Here is a 16,318-nt window from a genome sequence, read left to right on the forward strand (position 1 = left end):
CTGCTTGCAGGGTTGTCGTTCTGAGCGGGTCTGGCAATTGAATCGGCGGGAAGAGCGGCTGCTCTTGAGAAACACAAGCCTGTATTTCACAAGGGAGTTGCGTCATTTTGCGCTCGGGTTATACCGCATATAACAGTCAGCTAAGTTGCACCCGACTTTACCGCCGACAAATGCGGAACATCTTTCCAATCGAGCGTAACATGGGATATCTACGAACCTTTAGGTAACATGCAGAGATTCGTCCTGCGAATTCGGGTTCTTCCTTAATTACCAATCTCAACATCTCCTGACGGCCTCAAAGACCGCCTGCGTGGCGGAAGTTGGGGCAGAACAGTATCCTCCATCAGGTCACTTTCAGCCTTCACAACAACATTCACGAATCCGTTGAACTTCAAATCGATTGCACTGCACCTTGCCCCTGCGCGAGTGGCAGTCTTCGTTCCCTTTTCCTACGGGACCAGACGACCATGTACGTAAGTGCTCGAAACCGGGTCTCACGCAGTGCTGCGGCCGCGACGTTCGCCCTGACGACATTCACTCTGCGATCTTCCCTGCCGGCCCCGTGACCAAGTGGGCACCCGCGTCCCTCGAGTCCGCCGATCGGAACTGCAACGCACGTCCCATCAGCCGCTTGAGCTACCAATCCCATTGCCGACGGTGACCGTCTCAGCTCAAACAGGGTCGTCCGAACAATCGCCTCGAACCCGACCCTGGCAAACCTGGTCGCCCCATCCTGAAGTCAATTTCCCATGCAGAATCTTTCGTGGCACAAGTCACCCGTCGTTCGATTCAGACTCGCGAACCTGCTGGTCCTGATTGCGTTTTTTCTACCCGGATTCGTTCGTGCGCAAACAGAGGCCGAAACGACGACTCCGGCGCGACAGGAACAGACAGAAGACGAATCAGGAAACGATTTCCGCTTTTCGATCGCCTGGGTTTCTACCGGCGGCAGTTACATTTTCGTTCCCGAGAAATGGAGCGAACTGCACATCAACCTCGTTAACTCCCGCAACGAACCGCGCGAACTGGTCTGTGCGACCTACTTCGATGAGCAGCCGACATTGCAGTATTCCAGACGGGTCTGGGTCCCCGCCAAGTCGACGCTCAGCATTTCTCATCCGGTCGTGATCCCCAAGACGGATCCTGCCAAAGGGCGAGCAGTCAGCTTGCATACACTGGTCCTGGATGCGTCATCCAAAGACGAGGTGTTCCTCAAAAATCAGTCTGGGCAGAATCTGCACGACGGCGTCCTCAATGTCACGCACGCCACTCGTAACACGGGAGTCATCGGAACAAGCACCGGTGGGGAAGAAATCCCCTCCAAGGCGATTTCCGATCTGATCCGGGCCAGTCGCGTCTCGCAACAATTGCCCAATGGCTATGTTCTGATGCTCGACACCTTTCTCCCGGGTGACATCGGTGGGCTGGATGGTTTCGATCAGATGGTCATTGTCGACAATCGAATTACCGATGACTTTGCCGCACTGTCTGCACTGCGGGCGTGGGTTAACTCGGGCGGTCGACTCTGGGTTATGCTCGATAAGGTCGATCCCGTTGTTCTTGAGCGGATCCTCGGCGACGACTTCGCCGGGGCCGTCATTGACCGGGTTGGTCTGACATCGGTTCGCGTCGATAAGCTTCCGACGCTCGCAGACCTCCAGGGGGTCGTCGGGGAAACACGTGAGTTCGAAGAACCGGTCGATTTTGTCCGGATGGACGCTTCCAATCTCGATGTCACCCATGCAGTCAACGGCTGGCCTGCCGCGATGTCGAGACCGTGCGGTGAGGGTCGCGTGTTTATCACGACACTAGGAGCACGGGGCTGGATCGTCCCGCGACCGGAAACAGAGAAACAGTCCGCTGACCCGCTCTACCAGACCGAATTTGTCCCGACGGCCCCAATGTACGACATCGCGGCGGACTTTTTCAGCCGGCGTGAGGCGGACCTGCTTCCCCCCGCCAACGTAGAGCCACAGATGAGGGAATACGTTGGGTACACCATTCCGTCCTGGAATCTGGTCGTCGGAATTCTGTTTGGATTTTCCGTCCTGCTTGTGGGAAGCAGCTTGGCGCTGCTCAAGACGGGTCAACTCGAGCACCTGGGCTGGATCGGGTCGCTATTCGCCATCCTGGCCAGCATCCTCTTGATCTCGATTGGCCGCACATACCGACACGCGATTCCCCCCACAGTTTCCTCATTGCAGCTGGCCCGAGCCGTTCCCGGAACAGATGAAGTCGTACTGGAAGGAATCATTGGAGCCTTCCATCCCGAGGGGAGCACGGAGCGCATCGAAGTCAACAAGGGGGGGCAGTTCATGCCCGATATGGCTGGCCTGGAAGGGTCCGCCCGCCGGATGGTTTCAACAGATCTCGGAACGTGGCATTGGGAAAACCTGCCTCAACCCGCCGGCCTTCGAACGGCACCATTCCTCCGGTCAGAGACGGTGCCTCAGCGACTGGAAGCCCGTGCGACCTTTGATGCCAGCGGTGTCACAGGAAAGTATACGGGAATCTTGAAACCTGGTACCGACCCACTGATCGCCACTCATGAAGGCCGGCTCGGTGTGACACTGAATTCCAATGGAACCTTTTCCGCACCAGCGGAAGCCGTCTTCAAAAGCAATCAGTTCCTGAGCGCCGACCTCATCAGTGATGAACAGGATCGACATCGCAGAACGTTCGAAAAACTTCTCGCGAACCCGAAACGCAAAGACTACCCGAATCGCCCGCAATTGATGTTCTGGTCTGACGAGTGGGCTCCCTCGATTCGCTTTGGCGAAAATCTCCACTCCCGTGGTGCGACTCTGGTGGCAATCCCGTTGATTCTGGAACGCCCCGAAGAGGGGACCGAGTTCCTTATACCTTCGCCGTTCCTCTCGATGCACAACCGGACCCACCCGGATGGAACTCCCGCATCGACGATGTGGAGCTACACACAGCAGGAGTGGCAGGAACGAGCCCAACCGGGCACGAGCTGGCTGAAAATTCAGGTCCCGAAAGAACTGCTGCCACTTCAAGCCAGTCGCGCTCGAATCGATTTCCGAGTCTCAGGTCCCGTGGGGCGTATTGAAATTCTGGGATTGAAGGACGGCCAGGTGACCTCAGTCCAGGCAGTCAATGACCCTGTCGGGGAATTGGCGATTGATGTAACGGACACGGACATCCTGAAAATTGCTGAGGACGGAGAACTGACTCTGGGCCTCATCGCAGGAGACACCCGCCGTAAAGAAGCGGTCGGGGATGCAGCGGGGGGGAAGAAATCATTGGGAGATAACGCCTTTGATCCAAGCTCAAAAGTCAATTACTGGCGAATCGAATCAATGACGCTTCAGCTTTGGGTCAAAGCAACAGAACAAGTCGCGAAGGATTGAACACATGAAATCGAATCCACCGTCCGAAACAGCAAATGATACCCCCGTTGTAGAACTGCGGAACCTGACGAAAGAGTACGGTTCGTTCAGAGCACTGAATGACCTGACCCTGACACTGAACGCGGGACAGATCCTTGGTCTGATTGGCCCCAACGGGGCAGGAAAGACGACCGCGATCAAGATTCTCGTCGGTCTGATTCGACCGACGTCGGGAACAGCCAGCATTGCCGGTGTCGACTGCGTCCGTGAGTCAGCCAAAATCAAGCGTCTCGTGGGGTATATGCCTGACAAGTTCGGCTCTTACGACAACATGCGTGTGCGGGAATATCTGGACTTCTTCGGGGCCGCGTTCGGAATCGCGCCCGGACCTCGCTCCCAACGAATTAACGAGGTCATGGCGACAACCGGAACCGAGTACATGAAGGATCGCTTTGTCGAAAGTCTGAGCCACGGGATGCAACAGCGTGTCGGTCTCGCCCGCACGCTGCTGCATGATCCCAAGGTTCTGATCCTCGACGAACCCGTCAACGGCCTCGATCCCCAGGCCCGTATCGAGATGCGAGATTTGCTGATTCAACTCGCACGTCAGGGTAAGACTTTGATGGTGACCAGCCACATTCTTCCCGAACTGACACGCATTTGTGATCGTGTCGCCATCATGACGCACGGAACCCTGCGTGCCTTTGGAACTGTTGCGGAAATTGGACGCCAGGTCAGCCAGCAACGAACCATCGAATCTCAACTCGTCTCGGCAGAACAAGTGCCGCAAGCGGGTAACATCATCCGGCAAGCCATCGAGCCCGGTGCTGATGTAGTTGAGTCCCCCGCCGAAGCCACGGTCCGCTTCCGCACAGCACTACCGGAAGCCGAACTCAGTTCGGTCCTGGCGCAACTGGTTCAATCGGGGATCCGGGTCACACAGTTCCGCGAAGTGCAGACAGACCTGGAAGAAGCCTTCATGTCCTTCACACGCCCCCCCGTGGCCGTTGCGTCCAAGCCAGTGAAAGCGGGAGGTCCCGTTCATGCTTAAAGCGATGGTGTTACGAGAACTCACGACACTGCTGCGTCGCCGACGAATGATGACACTGCAATGCGGGCTGGTCATCCTCTTCGCCGTCCTCGTCGCGCTGCGGTGGCCCACGGATGCACGGGTCGCCCTGTCGGGAAGCCGATCACAGCAGGTCTTTCAGCTATTTGCTTATGGCCTGCTGGCGACGCTGCTGCTACTGCTGCCCGTCTTTCCCGCAACCAGCATCATCCGCGAAAAGATTCAGGGAACGCTCGCGCTGCTGCTCAATACACCCCTCGGCCCGGCTCGAATCTTCTTCGGGAAGCTGGCAGCGGTGCTCGCCTTCGCAGGAATCATCCTCGTGATGAGTCTTCCAGCCGCGAGTGCCTGCTACGCCATGGGGGGACTGTCTCTCTACAACGACATTGGCAAAGTCTATCAGCTGCTGGTGCTGGTCGCCGTTCAGTACGCAGTGCTGGGCCTGCTGGTCAGCAGTTACGCCAGTTCGATCGATTCCGCTGTCCGGATCACCTACGGTGTCGTCCTGTGCCTTTGCATTCTGACGCTTGGTCCTCATTATTTCTTTCAGGGAACCAAGGGGGCACTGGCAGATCTCGGTGAAGTACTGCGCAGCCTCTCTCCGTTTGCAGTGATGCTCTCACTGACAGGAGCGGGTGACTTAGGCAGTCAGGGATTGCTGTCGCACAAAGACCTGCTCGGGCAGTTCACGATCGCCTCACTGATCATCTCGGTGGTGGCATCGATCTGGACGATGTCTCGACTGAATCACACCATCTTCGACAAGGCGCGGGCCGCAGGAACGATCAGCGATGATCAGCCCGGCGCGGTTCAGTACTTCCGTCGACTCTTCTTTCTGGTGGATCCACAGCGCCGTTCCAAAGGCATTTCCGGGCTTGTAAATCCCGTCATGATGAAGGAATTCCGTTGCCGTCGCTTTGGCAGACTGCACTGGCTGTTGCGTCTCGTCGCATTCTGTGCCGTCTTGTCCCTGGCACTCACCTACGCGACCACAGCGGGAACGTTCAACTGGGGCGTGGAAACCATCGGTGGAATCATGGTTGTGATGCAGGTGGCACTGGTCGTACTCGTCACTCCCAGTATGTCCGCTGGTCTGTTGAGCAGCGAACGCGAAAGCCGGGGCTGGCAACTCCTGCAGGCAACCCCCATGTCCATCACGCGGATCGTCTGGGGCAAGTTGCTCAGCGTTCTGCTGCCGCTGATGTTGATCTTGTGCGCAACATTGCCCGGCTATCTGATCATGGTTTACATCGAACCGGGAATGAGTCAACAGGTCACCCGAGTCGTGGTTTGCCTGGCTGCAACAGCGGTGTTCGCCATGTTGTTAAGTGCCGCTGTCGGCAGCCTCTTCTCCCAGACAGCCCCCGCCACGGCCGGAGCTTATGGCATCCTGCTGTCGATTTGCGCGCTGCCGCTGCTCGTGTGGCTGGGCAGAGATGCTCCTTTCGGCCACAAAACTGTTGAAACGGCACTGACGGTCAACCCGATCGCAGCAGCTCTGTCCGTCATACGGATGCCCGGATTTCAAAACTATTCATTGATCCCTGCAAACTGGTGGATTCTGGGGATTGGCTCAGTCCTTTCGCTGGCCGTTCTGCTGATGCAGACGTATCGAATCTCGCGGCCAAAGTAACGCAGGGCCATTGCGCCGAAGCTGCCTGTGTCTGGTGTTTTCATAGCGGCAGAGCGGGGGGCCTGACGAGATCACGCCCCTCTTTACACCTCGATGCCTGCACCGGACGGAATCAAGAATGCTGTTAACTGACAAGAGACGATTTGCCATGTTGTATCGTATCTTCACTTACGTAATAGTCTTCACCATCGCAATCGTGTCGACGGCCTGCGCTGAAATCGTGCCTGATTTCCTGATGGAGTCAGACCCGGATTGCCGACCGCTGCCGCCGGCCCCAGTCCAGCCGATGCCGAAGCACCTTCAGTTGTGGTTTGAAGTTCTGAAGCGGCCCGAGACGGACTATCAGCGGATGGCCGCCGAATCGATCTCGCTTGCGCACAAAAAGGGAGTCCCAGACCTGCTCCAGGCGATTCCTACTCTCGAAACCATTCTCACAACCGAATCAACGCATCCCGCGGCTCGCTATGCGGCGGCCCGAGCTTTGATCACGCTTGATTCACGCGATTCCGCTAGCAAGCTGCTGGAATGGTCCCAGAAGGGGGGATCCGATCTGCGGCAACTCGTTGAGCCGGCGCTGGCGGACTGGGATTTCGAACCGATTCGCACTGTCTGGAAGGAACGACTGGACGCATCGAACAAGCAGCATCGTCGCGAACTGCTGCTGGCGGTCCGAGGCCTCGCCCGAGTTCAGGAAGTGAGCGCCCTGCCAACGCTTAGAAACATCGCTCTTGATGTCGCTCGATCTCCCGATATTCGTCTCGCGGCTGCGGCTGCGGCCGGTGCACTGGCGGAAACCGGCCTTGAGTCCGACGCGCAGTTGCTTCAGGCAGAGAAACGGAAGTCCCCGATTATTAATCGCCGCTGCGCCATCCATCTGCTCCAGCGTCACACCAGTGAAGCCGCAATCAAGTCGCTGCTGGAACTCGCAACCGAACAGGAACCCACACTCGCAGCGGCCGCCCTGGAGCGACTCAACCAGATCGACTCTCATCTGGTGCTGCCACTTGCCGAGGGGGCGATGAAAAATCTGGACGCCGATGTCCGGATGCAGGGGGCCATTGCCTACATCAAGCTGCCGACGACCGACCGAATCCCCGCGCTGGCAGAGCTGCTGAATGACCTTCATCCGGGAATTCGGCAGCATGTGTCTACGGAGCTACTCCGACTGGCCCAGGATCCCGCGCTTGACGAAACGATTCGATCAGCAGCCATGGCCATCGCGCAGCGTGATCAGTGGCAGGGACAGGAACAATCAGCCTTGTTACTCGGGTCCCTCGAACACCAGCCTGCCTCAACTCGATTCGTCGAACTGCTGGAATCAGAGCGGCGCGAGGTGATGGTGAGCTCCGCCTGGGCCTTACGCAAGATTGCCGACCCTGCGACGGCTTCCGCCATCGTGGATAAGATTCGCAGACAGACCATCGCGCGCAAGAACGTCTATCCCGCGGGGCTCGATCAGCAAGTCGCCCACCTCCTGGAGGCGTGCGGAAAAATGCAGGTCAAACAGGCCGAGCGGGACATGATCGGGTACATCCCCAAAGTCGGAGCCATGGGTGAGCGTTCGCGAGGAGCGGCGATCTGGGCCTTGGGCAAGTTGCACGCGGGAACCCCGGATCCCACCGTGGCCGAGCTGCTCATCGATCGCGTGAACGACGAAGGGACGATGCCTCCAGAGTTCATTCTGATCAAACAATTGAGCATCGTGTCGCTGGGGCGGATGAAAGCCCAAGAGTACGCGCCGGAATTTCGGAACCTTCTCGAAAAAGGGAATTCTAACGATGCCATTTCACTCGCAAGGCGGTGGGCATTAAAAGAACTCACAGGGGAGGAATATCCTTTACCGGAAGCGGATCCGATCGGCCCAGGAACGTGGTTTCTCAATCCACTGGTCCGTGCTCAGACCAATTCTCCCTGAAGAAAGCGGCTGGTTCCCGTTTCCTGCGAAAGATTGCGTTGCAGTTTACCGGGGCCGGTCCTAGAATCCCGAATCGACCCGACTCATGTGGCGCGAATCTTGCATTTCGACCGCCGCATAGTGGAACCTCTTCCCTTATGGGAAGCCATTTTACGAAGGACCAAGGCTGCAACGCATGGAAAGTTCGTATCCGATACTGCTGTTCGTCGGGGTTTTGGTGGGGTTCGTCATCACGAACCTGACCATCATCCACATCGTCGGCCCTCGCAAGAAAACGGCTGTAAAACAGATGCCGTACGAGTCGGGGATGGATCCAGTCGGCGATGCACGTCAGCCTTTTGACGTCAAGTTTTATCTGGTCGCCATTCTGTTCCTCGTGTTTGACGTGGAACTCTTGTTTTTGTACCCATGGGCCGTTGCGGGTTACCTCGACGACTCGACAGGCGCTAATCCCGTAGGCGTTCCTGTCGAATTGCGAGGCACTGTGTTCGGTGTCATGCTGGTCTTTATGTCGACACTCGCAATTGCGTACGTCTACGCATGGCGAAAAGGGGTCTTCAAATGGCGATGAAAGACGTTCCCGACAATGTCTTTATGACAAGTCTGGATGCGGCAGCAAGTTGGGCCCGATCCAACAGCCTCTGGCCAATGCCGTTTGCCACCGCCTGCTGTGGTATTGAACTGATGGCAACGGCATCTTCCCGCTTCGACCTCGCCCGGTTCGGTGCCGAAGTCATGCGATTCAGTCCACGTCAATGCGATCTCATGATCGTCGCGGGACGCGTCGCCATGAAGATGCTTCCCGTGCTCCAGCGTATCTGGCTGCAGATGCCCGAACCCAAGTGGTGCATCAGCATGGGCGCTTGCGCCTGCACCGGCGGTGTGTTCGACACCTATGCCGTGGTGCAAGGAGTCGACCGCTTCATTCCCGTCGATCTTTACGTTCCCGGCTGTCCTCCCCGTCCTGAGCAATTGATGGCAGGCATCATCGCCTTGCAGGACAAAATCAAGAACGGGGGCACCCTGAACGGAACTGAGTTTGGCAAACGAACCCAGCCAACAGGTCCCGCTCCATTCGATCTGGATGAACTCATTCGCATCCGCGAAGCGAACGAAAAACTTGTTGCGTTGAACTGAGTTGAATGACACCGCGGCGACCCACAGGGGCTGCCGCTGAATGGCTTCTCACAGAGCCTTTTGACCGTGTCTTGAAACCTTGATCCACTTATTCAGTCTGGTTGACAAACAATGTCTGCTGAAGAGGCCTTGAAGGCAACATATCCCGGCGATGAACTGACTTTCAGTCAGTTTCGTGACAATCGACGCGTGGTCGTTCCAGCAGGAAAGCTGTTTGAAATCCTGGCTTTTCTGAAAAACGAGCAGCACTTCGACATGCTGTCAGAGATCACCGCCGTCGACTACCTCGAGTACGAGGGAGCGAAAGACCGGTTCGGCGTGGTCTATGTCCTCGTCAACACGAAAACGGGCGAACGTCTGATCCTGAAGACGCACGTGAATGATCCCGAGCCGCTGCTTCCATCGGTCTATTCCCTGTGGAAATCGGCCGACTGGCTGGAACGTGAAGTTTATGACATGTTCGGAATCCGGTTCTCGGGCCACCCCGATTTGCGGCGAATTCTGACCCCGGACGAATTCACGGCTTATCCGCTGCGAAAAGACTACCCGCTGAAAGGCCGCGGCGAGCGTCACAACTTCCCTGTGATCACTCGCGCCGAAAGCTGACGGCCGCATCTTTGTTGCGTGTCTGATTTCCAACAACCGTCCAAGAGACGATCATGCCTTTTGAAGTTTCTGATCTCGCTGAATTGGATGCCCCCGATAAAGAGTATCTCTGGACACTCAACTTCGGACCTCAACATCCTGCTACGCACACCACCCTCCGTCTGGTACTGACGCTGGATGGTGAGACCGTAGTCAACGCGGTGCCACACATTGGATATCTCCACTCCGGGTTTGAAAAACTCGGTGAGCATCTCGATTTCAATCAGTACGTCACCATTGTGGACCGGATGAATTACATTTCTCCGCTTCACAATGAGATTTCGTGGCACCACGCTGTCGAGAAGCTGCTCGGAATCGAACTGACTCCTCGGTGTAAGTATCTGCGAACGATCCTCGCCGAATTAATGCGAATTCAGGACCACCTGCTGAACACCGGCACCTGTGCGCTGGACCTGGGTGGTTTCACAGCGTTCCTTTACTTCTTCCGTCAGCGCGAACTGATCTACGACATTGTCGAAACTGCCTCGGGCCAGCGCTTCCACACGAGCTATACCCGAGTGGGTGGCGTCGCTTTCGACGTCAATAATGCCTGGGTCGACAAGGTTCGCAGCTTCGTCAAGGGCTTCGCAGCGGTTCACGACGAAGTCCATCGGCTGCTGACCCGCAACCGCATTTTCATCGAGCGAGTCAAAGGAATCGGTTACCTGAGCACCGAAGATGCCATCAACATGGGCGTCACCGGTCCACTCGCCCGAGCCAGCGGCGTCCTGCGTGACTTACGTAAGGACGAACCGTATCTGGCGTACCCTGACCTCGACTTCAAGGTTATCGCCTCGAAAGACGGCGATTGCTACGCACGTTATCTCGTCCGCATGCAGGAAATGCTCGAAAGCATCAAGATCATCGAGCAGTGCATCGAGAACATCCCTGAAGGACCGGTCAACGTCGACGCCGGAAGCAAGGCTGTCATCCCGGCGAAACCAGCGGTCTATCGAAGTATCGAAGGCCTGATCCAGCACTTCGAAGTCATGATGCCCAACCGCGGGTTTCCAACTCCGAAGGAAGAAATCTACGCAGCGACCGAATCGCCGAACGGTGAACTCGGTTATTACATTGTTGGCGATGGCAGTCCTCGTTCCTATCGCGCACGGACACGACCACCCAGCTACATCCACTTTGCAACCTTCCCGCACATCATCAAGAACCATCAGCTCAGTGATGTCGTTGCGGTATTGGGTAGCCTGAATATCATCGCTGCTGAACTGGATCGGTAACCCCGAACCCGGTCCGGCAGTCACCACCGTGCTGCCAGTGCGGTGACTTATAACGATGTTTTGTTACGAGCCGACTTACGAGCCTGATAAGCCGTGATCAAGCAACCGAGCCGGTGTCCCCTGTAAAAGCGGACTGGTTGCAGGCTTTGTCTGAAGTCACTTATTCGCGAAATGAGAGAAACGATGGGAGTGTTGAGCGAGGAACTGCGAAACCAGATTCGGGCGCTGTTTCCCAACTATCCGAATAAGCGAGCCGTTGTGCTGCCAGCCCTGCACCTGGTGCAGGATGCAGAGCGACACGTTTCGATTGAAGCCGTTCGCGAGATCGCCGAACTGCTGGAACTTCGTCCTGCCGAAGTCCACGACACGATGACGTTCTATCAGTTCTTCAAAGACGAAAAGCACAAGCTGGGGAAGCACCGAGTGTGGGTCTGCCGCAGCATCAGCTGCATGCTGCGAGGTGGCGAAGAACTGCTGCAACACATGTGCGAGAAGCTGCACGTTCACCCAGGCGAAACCTCTGCGGACGGCAAGGTCACAATGGAATTCGCCGAGTGCCTCGGTGCGTGTGACGGTGCCCCGTGCATCTTGGTCGACGACGAAGCTCACATGAACATCACGCCAGAGAAGGCGGATGAACTTTTGAAGTCCCTCTAAATAAAGAAATGGGTGATCCATCGAGTTGATCAACCGATGCAGCAATCGTAATTCAACATCGTTCCCCGATTGGAAATCCCTTTAAAACACCATGGCTACTTTTGAACCAACACTGCTGGCGCGGATTGGCAAGCCCGACAGCCAGTCGCTCGAAACCTACCGGAAAGACGGCGGATACGAAGGCTTCAAGAAGGCCCTCGGAATGGCGCCTGTCGACGTCATCAATCTGGTGAAAGACTCTGGACTGCGCGGTCGTGGTGGGGCAGGCTTTCCCACCGGACTGAAGTGGACGTTTCTGCCCAAGGATCATCAAGGTCCCATTTATCTCGCCATCAATGGCGATGAATCGGAACCGGCCACGTTTAACAACCGAATCCTGATGGAAATGGATCCGCATCAGGTCCTTGAAGGGATCGCCATCAGTTGCCATGCGATTCGTTCAAACAAGGCTTACATCTATCTGCGTTACGAGTACGGACGCAGCTACCGCGCTCTTAAGAAGGCAATTGAAGAGTGTTATGCCGCTGGCTTGTTCGGCAAGAACATTCACGGCACCGGCTTTGACCTCGATGTCGTTCTGCACAGGGGTGCTGCAGCCTATATTTGCGGGGAAGAAACGGGACTGATCGAAAGCCTCGAGGGGAAGCGTGCCTGGCCACGCATCAAACCACCATTCCCTGCAATCGAAGGTTTGTTCCGTAAACCCACCATTGTTAACAACATCGAGACGATGGCCTGTGTGAAACAGATCCTCGACCGTGGCGCCGAGTGGTTCAAAAGCATGGGTGTTCCGCCAGACCCCAATAACCCTCGCGATGCAGGAAGCTATGGTCCGAAGCTCTACTGTATCAGCGGCCACATCAACAAACCGGGGTGTTACGAACTACCGATGGGCGTCACCTCACGCCAGTTGATTGAAGAGCAAGGTGGTGGTGTCTGGAAGGGTCGCAAAGTGAAGGCCGTTGTTCCGGGCGGCATCAGCATGGGCTTCATGACTGCCGACGAACTTGACCTGCCACTGGACTTCAACGGGCCCGGAAAAGCCGGCTGTCTTGGTCTTGGTACGGCGGCTGTCACGGTCATTGATGATCAGACAAGTATGGTCGATGTGCTCTTCAACTGTGCCCGGTTCTTCGCTCACGAGTCGTGCGGACAATGTACGCCGTGCCGCGAAGGGACTGCCTGGATGCACAAGATTCTAACCCGTATTCGTATGGGCGAAGGGCAGATCCGCGACTTGGATCTCCTGACCGAAGTGGCTTCGTCGATGGGGATCATTCCCGGAACCACAATCTGTGGTCTTTCCGACGGTGCCGCATGGCCAATCAAGAACGCAATCAAGAAGTTTAGAGGCGAGTTTGAAGACTACATCAACTCGGGCCTCAAGACGGTGAAGTCAGCAGAAGCACTGATGGCAGTGCATTGAGTCGTGAAATGGTCGGTTCGACGCGACAGAGTTTCCTAACACTAGCGATAATCTACTAATTTCCCATGCCTACCGTCATCGTCAATAATAAGCCTGTCGAGATTGGCTCTTCCGAGAAGCTTAACTGCATTCAAGCGGCTGAGCGGGCAGGGGATACCATTCCGAGTTACTGCTGGCACCATGACCTTTCCGTCGTGGCCAGTTGCCGCATGTGTCTGGTGGAAGTCGGAGAGAAAAAGCCTGACGGCACCATCGTCATGCAGCCAAAACTCTCGCCCGGCTGTCAAACTCCGGTGAAAGACGGCACCGTCATCGTCTCGAACAGCGAGAAGGTGCTCGCTGCACAGAAGGCGACACTTGAGTACCTGCTGCTGAACCACCCGCTCGACTGCCCTGTCTGTGATCAGGCCGGCGAATGCGGTCTGCAGGACTACAGCTACACCTACGGGCGTGGCTACAGCCGTCTGCAGGAACCAAAGAACATTAAGCCGGACAAGGACTATATCGGCGATCAGATCACGCTGTTCACCGATCGCTGCATCATGTGCACCCGCTGCGTTCGGTTTACCCGCGAGATCAGCGGAACGGCCGAAATGCAGGTCATCAGCCGCGGCACGCATGAAGAGATCGATATCTTCCCGGGCGAACCGTGTAACAACAAACTCGCAGGAAACGTTGTCGACCTCTGTCCGGTCGGGGCTCTGTGCAGCAAGGACTTCCTCTACCAGCAACGCGTCTGGTGGCTGAAATCCAAGAACAGCGTCTGTCCTAACTGCAGCACGGGTTGCAGCATCACCGTCGATCAAAACGACGATGTCCTCTACCGCTTGAAGCCACGTGAAAATCCCAAGGCTCAAGGCAGCTTCATGTGTGACGAAGGACGGTTCGGATGGAAGTACATCCATTCCGATCGTCGCCTGTCGACACCAGAACATCGTTCTGGCGGAAAGACCGTCTCGAACGACTGGGATCAAGTGCTGTCCGCACTTCAGTCCACGATCGCCAGTCTGGCCACCAAGAAGTCAGAAGTTTTCGCAGTTTCCATCTCTCCCTGGGCGACTGTCGAAGAGGCTTACCTGCTCGCCAAGTTCGCCCGACAGCAGCATCCGAATGCTCGTTTGACGCTCGGTCCGGTCCGCGTCGTCGGTGAAGACGATCACTATCCGAAGGACGTCCACGGCAACGCTGTCTCTCCCGCCAAGTTTACGATCCGGGCTGAAAAGTGTCCCAATCGACTCGGGGTGGAAGCCGTACTCAAGCACTTCCAGGGTGAAGTCATCCCATTCTCGACGCTGCTGAAGCAAGTCCAGGGTGGCGAAGTCAAGTCGCTGTATGTTCTGGGCGGTGATCCGGAAGGCTCAATCAGCGATTCCGACGTCAGCGTACTCGACAAACTTTCGCTGCTCGTTGTGCAGGATCTGCTCTCCAGCTCCGCAAGCGACAAGGCTCATTTCCTCCTGCCGGGGGGTGCGTGGGCCGAGAAAGAGGGAACATTCATCAACCACAAAGGACTCGCCCAGGCCATTCATCGCGGTCTGCGAGGTCCCGATGGATCTCGTCCGGATGGCCGAATCCTCCTGGAGTTGCTGGGCCGCAAGGAATTGTTTCACGCTGACAGCTTGCGGAAGGAAATCGCGGCAGAGATCCCTGCACTGCAAGCTTTGAGTGTAGGTGTACTTGGTGAACAAGGTGTTATGCTGGACTCACCCGTTCCTGTTGCGGATCTGCAGGAAGTCAAGTAAATCCTTACGAGAACGTCGGAGGAAGCGATCCTCCCGCAGCACCCCGAAGGACGCGTGGAAAACGCTCTTCCGCTACGAAACCGAGGGGATGACCTGATGGTGTCCTTCGAAGCTTTACCACAAATTTCGCTCATCTCGCCCTCATGATGAGGATGAGCGTCAACTAAAGAGTCGACCTGCGTCATGCTTGAACAACTGATTAACTGGTTTCCGGAATGGGCTCGCCCATTCATCATGCCGTTGCTGACAATCGTCATCGTGCTGCAGGTGAATCTGGGGGTTTGCTCGTATCTGATTCTCCTGGAACGCAAGCTGTCCGCATGGATGCAAGACCGTGTCGGGCCGAATCGGGTCGGACCATGGGGATTGTTCCAGCCAGTCGCAGACATGTTGAAGCTGCTGCTGAAGGAAGATGTGATCCCCGGGCATGTCGACAAGTTCCTTTACGTTCTGGCCCCCGGTATCTCTGTTTTCACCACGATGCTGGCTTTCGCGGTCGTTCCCTTCGGTCCCGTCCCTTCGAACCTGACCCCCACCGATGGGCAGTTCCCCTTCATCATCGCTCCGGGGGTGGATCTGGGACTCGTCTTCATCTTCGCCGTCTCCAGTCTCGCTGTGTATGGTGTCATCCTCGGGGGATGGGCATCGAATAACAAATACAGTGCACTCGGCGCCATGCGAGCCAGCGCCCAGGTGGTCAGCTATGAAATTCCCCTCGGTCTCTCTGTCGTCGGACTGGCGATGCTGACGGGATCAATGAACGTGGAAAAGATTCTGCTGAACCAGGCCAACGCTGGCGTCCTCGGATGGTACTTCTGGTATCAACCCCTGGCCTGCGTGATCTTCTTCGTGGCCGCGATGGCAGAAGCACAACGACTTCCCTTCGACCTTTCCGAATGCGAGCAGGAACTGGTGGGCGGATGGCACACAGAATATAGCGCAATGAAGTGGGGACTCTTCTTCCTCGGCGAATACACGCACGTGATCACAATTAGCTTCCTGACGAGCATCCTGTTCTTCGGCGGCTGGCATTTCCCCCTCATCGCAGAAGCCAACAGCAACTATCTCGGGTCGACACTGGTGAAAGTACTCGTCCTGCTGACGAAATCGTTCGCCTTCATCATCGTGATTCAAATGCTTCGCTGGACGATTCCTCGATTCCGGTTCGACCAGCTGATGGGACTTGCCTGGAAAGTGCTGATCCCACTGGCCACCTTGAACGTCGTCTGCGTCATGCTCGTAAAGCAGTTTCAATTGAATCCCTGGTGGCTCCTGCCGATGTCAGCCGGCTTGTTCCTGGGTGCGGGTTTGATTGGCACGCAAGCCACTCGGCCCTTCGCTCGCCGGGTTGTCGACACTGTCCCCGAACCGCACGGGCATGCCCATCATGCACCGGCCCATTGATAGACCGAGCAACATCAGGACAAGACGAACCGAATTAACAGACGTGGCCCACTACGGTGTGAGATCACGAAGAGATTTTCCGGCACACGCCGGCGCGGAAAGAAC

At 56.5% G+C, this 16,318-nt stretch carries 12 protein-coding genes; all 12 read left to right on the forward strand.

Annotated features, from left to right (window positions below):
- Positions 1–749: 749 nt before the first annotated feature.
- The 12 genes from ACGY09_RS13190 to nuoH all read left to right on the forward strand — a co-directional run bounded on the left by ACGY09_RS13190 (position 750) and on the right by nuoH (position 16,213).
- Positions 750–3,371 carry a hypothetical protein gene (locus tag ACGY09_RS13190; protein ID WP_397568090.1) on the forward strand — a complete coding sequence of 874 codons (2,622 nt, stop codon included), beginning with the start codon at positions 750–752 and terminating at the stop codon, positions 3,369–3,371.
- 4 nt (positions 3,372–3,375) lie between these two features.
- A complete protein-coding gene (locus ACGY09_RS13195) occupies positions 3,376–4,401 on the forward strand; it encodes an ABC transporter ATP-binding protein (RefSeq protein ID WP_397568091.1) in 1,026 nt (341 codons plus the stop codon).
- The gene (locus tag ACGY09_RS13200) at positions 4,394–6,052 is read left to right on the forward strand and encodes an ABC transporter permease (RefSeq protein ID WP_397568092.1); all 1,659 of its coding nucleotides are present in this window, start codon (positions 4,394–4,396) and stop codon (positions 6,050–6,052) included. Before ACGY09_RS13195 ends, ACGY09_RS13200 begins: the two co-directional genes overlap by 8 nt.
- Before the next feature lie 118 nt (positions 6,053–6,170).
- Positions 6,171–7,967 carry a HEAT repeat domain-containing protein gene (locus ACGY09_RS13205; RefSeq protein WP_397568093.1) on the forward strand — a complete coding sequence of 599 codons (1,797 nt, stop codon included), beginning with the start codon at positions 6,171–6,173 and terminating at the stop codon, positions 7,965–7,967.
- A gap of 175 nt (positions 7,968–8,142) precedes the next feature.
- On the forward strand, positions 8,143–8,538 hold the full coding sequence (locus ACGY09_RS13210; RefSeq protein WP_373649778.1) for an NADH-quinone oxidoreductase subunit A: 396 nt from the start codon (positions 8,143–8,145) through the stop codon (positions 8,536–8,538).
- Positions 8,529–9,104, forward strand: a complete 576-nt coding sequence (locus ACGY09_RS13215) for an NADH-quinone oxidoreductase subunit B (protein ID WP_373649777.1) — start codon at positions 8,529–8,531, stop codon at positions 9,102–9,104. The genes ACGY09_RS13210 and ACGY09_RS13215 overlap by 10 nt, the downstream gene beginning before the upstream one ends.
- A 111-nt stretch (positions 9,105–9,215) precedes the next feature.
- A complete protein-coding gene (locus tag ACGY09_RS13220) occupies positions 9,216–9,710 on the forward strand; it encodes an NADH-quinone oxidoreductase subunit C (RefSeq protein WP_373649776.1) in 495 nt (164 codons plus the stop codon).
- Between the two features lie 53 nt (positions 9,711–9,763).
- On the forward strand, positions 9,764–10,984 hold the full coding sequence (nuoD, locus tag ACGY09_RS13225) for an NADH dehydrogenase (quinone) subunit D (protein ID WP_373649775.1): 1,221 nt from the start codon (positions 9,764–9,766) through the stop codon (positions 10,982–10,984).
- A 183-nt stretch (positions 10,985–11,167) separates the two neighbouring features.
- Positions 11,168–11,641, forward strand: coding sequence for an NAD(P)H-dependent oxidoreductase subunit E (locus tag ACGY09_RS13230; RefSeq protein ID WP_373649774.1), 474 nt, complete (start codon positions 11,168–11,170; stop codon positions 11,639–11,641).
- A gap of 91 nt (positions 11,642–11,732) precedes the next feature.
- Positions 11,733–13,067, forward strand: coding sequence for an NADH-quinone oxidoreductase subunit NuoF (gene nuoF / locus ACGY09_RS13235; RefSeq protein ID WP_373649773.1), 1,335 nt, complete (start codon positions 11,733–11,735; stop codon positions 13,065–13,067).
- 65 nt (positions 13,068–13,132) lie between these two features.
- Positions 13,133–14,809 (forward strand): molybdopterin-dependent oxidoreductase, encoded by a 1,677-nt coding sequence (locus ACGY09_RS13240; RefSeq protein ID WP_397568094.1) that lies wholly within the window; start codon positions 13,133–13,135, stop codon positions 14,807–14,809.
- Between the two features lie 183 nt (positions 14,810–14,992).
- On the forward strand, positions 14,993–16,213 hold the full coding sequence (gene nuoH / locus ACGY09_RS13245) for an NADH-quinone oxidoreductase subunit NuoH (RefSeq protein WP_397568095.1): 1,221 nt from the start codon (positions 14,993–14,995) through the stop codon (positions 16,211–16,213).
- Positions 16,214–16,318: the final 105 nt, after the last annotated feature.

The sequence above is a fragment of the Schlesneria sphaerica genome (assembly GCF_044336245.1).
In the GTDB taxonomy this organism is placed as follows: Bacteria; Planctomycetota; Planctomycetia; order Planctomycetales; family Planctomycetaceae; genus Schlesneria; species Schlesneria sphaerica.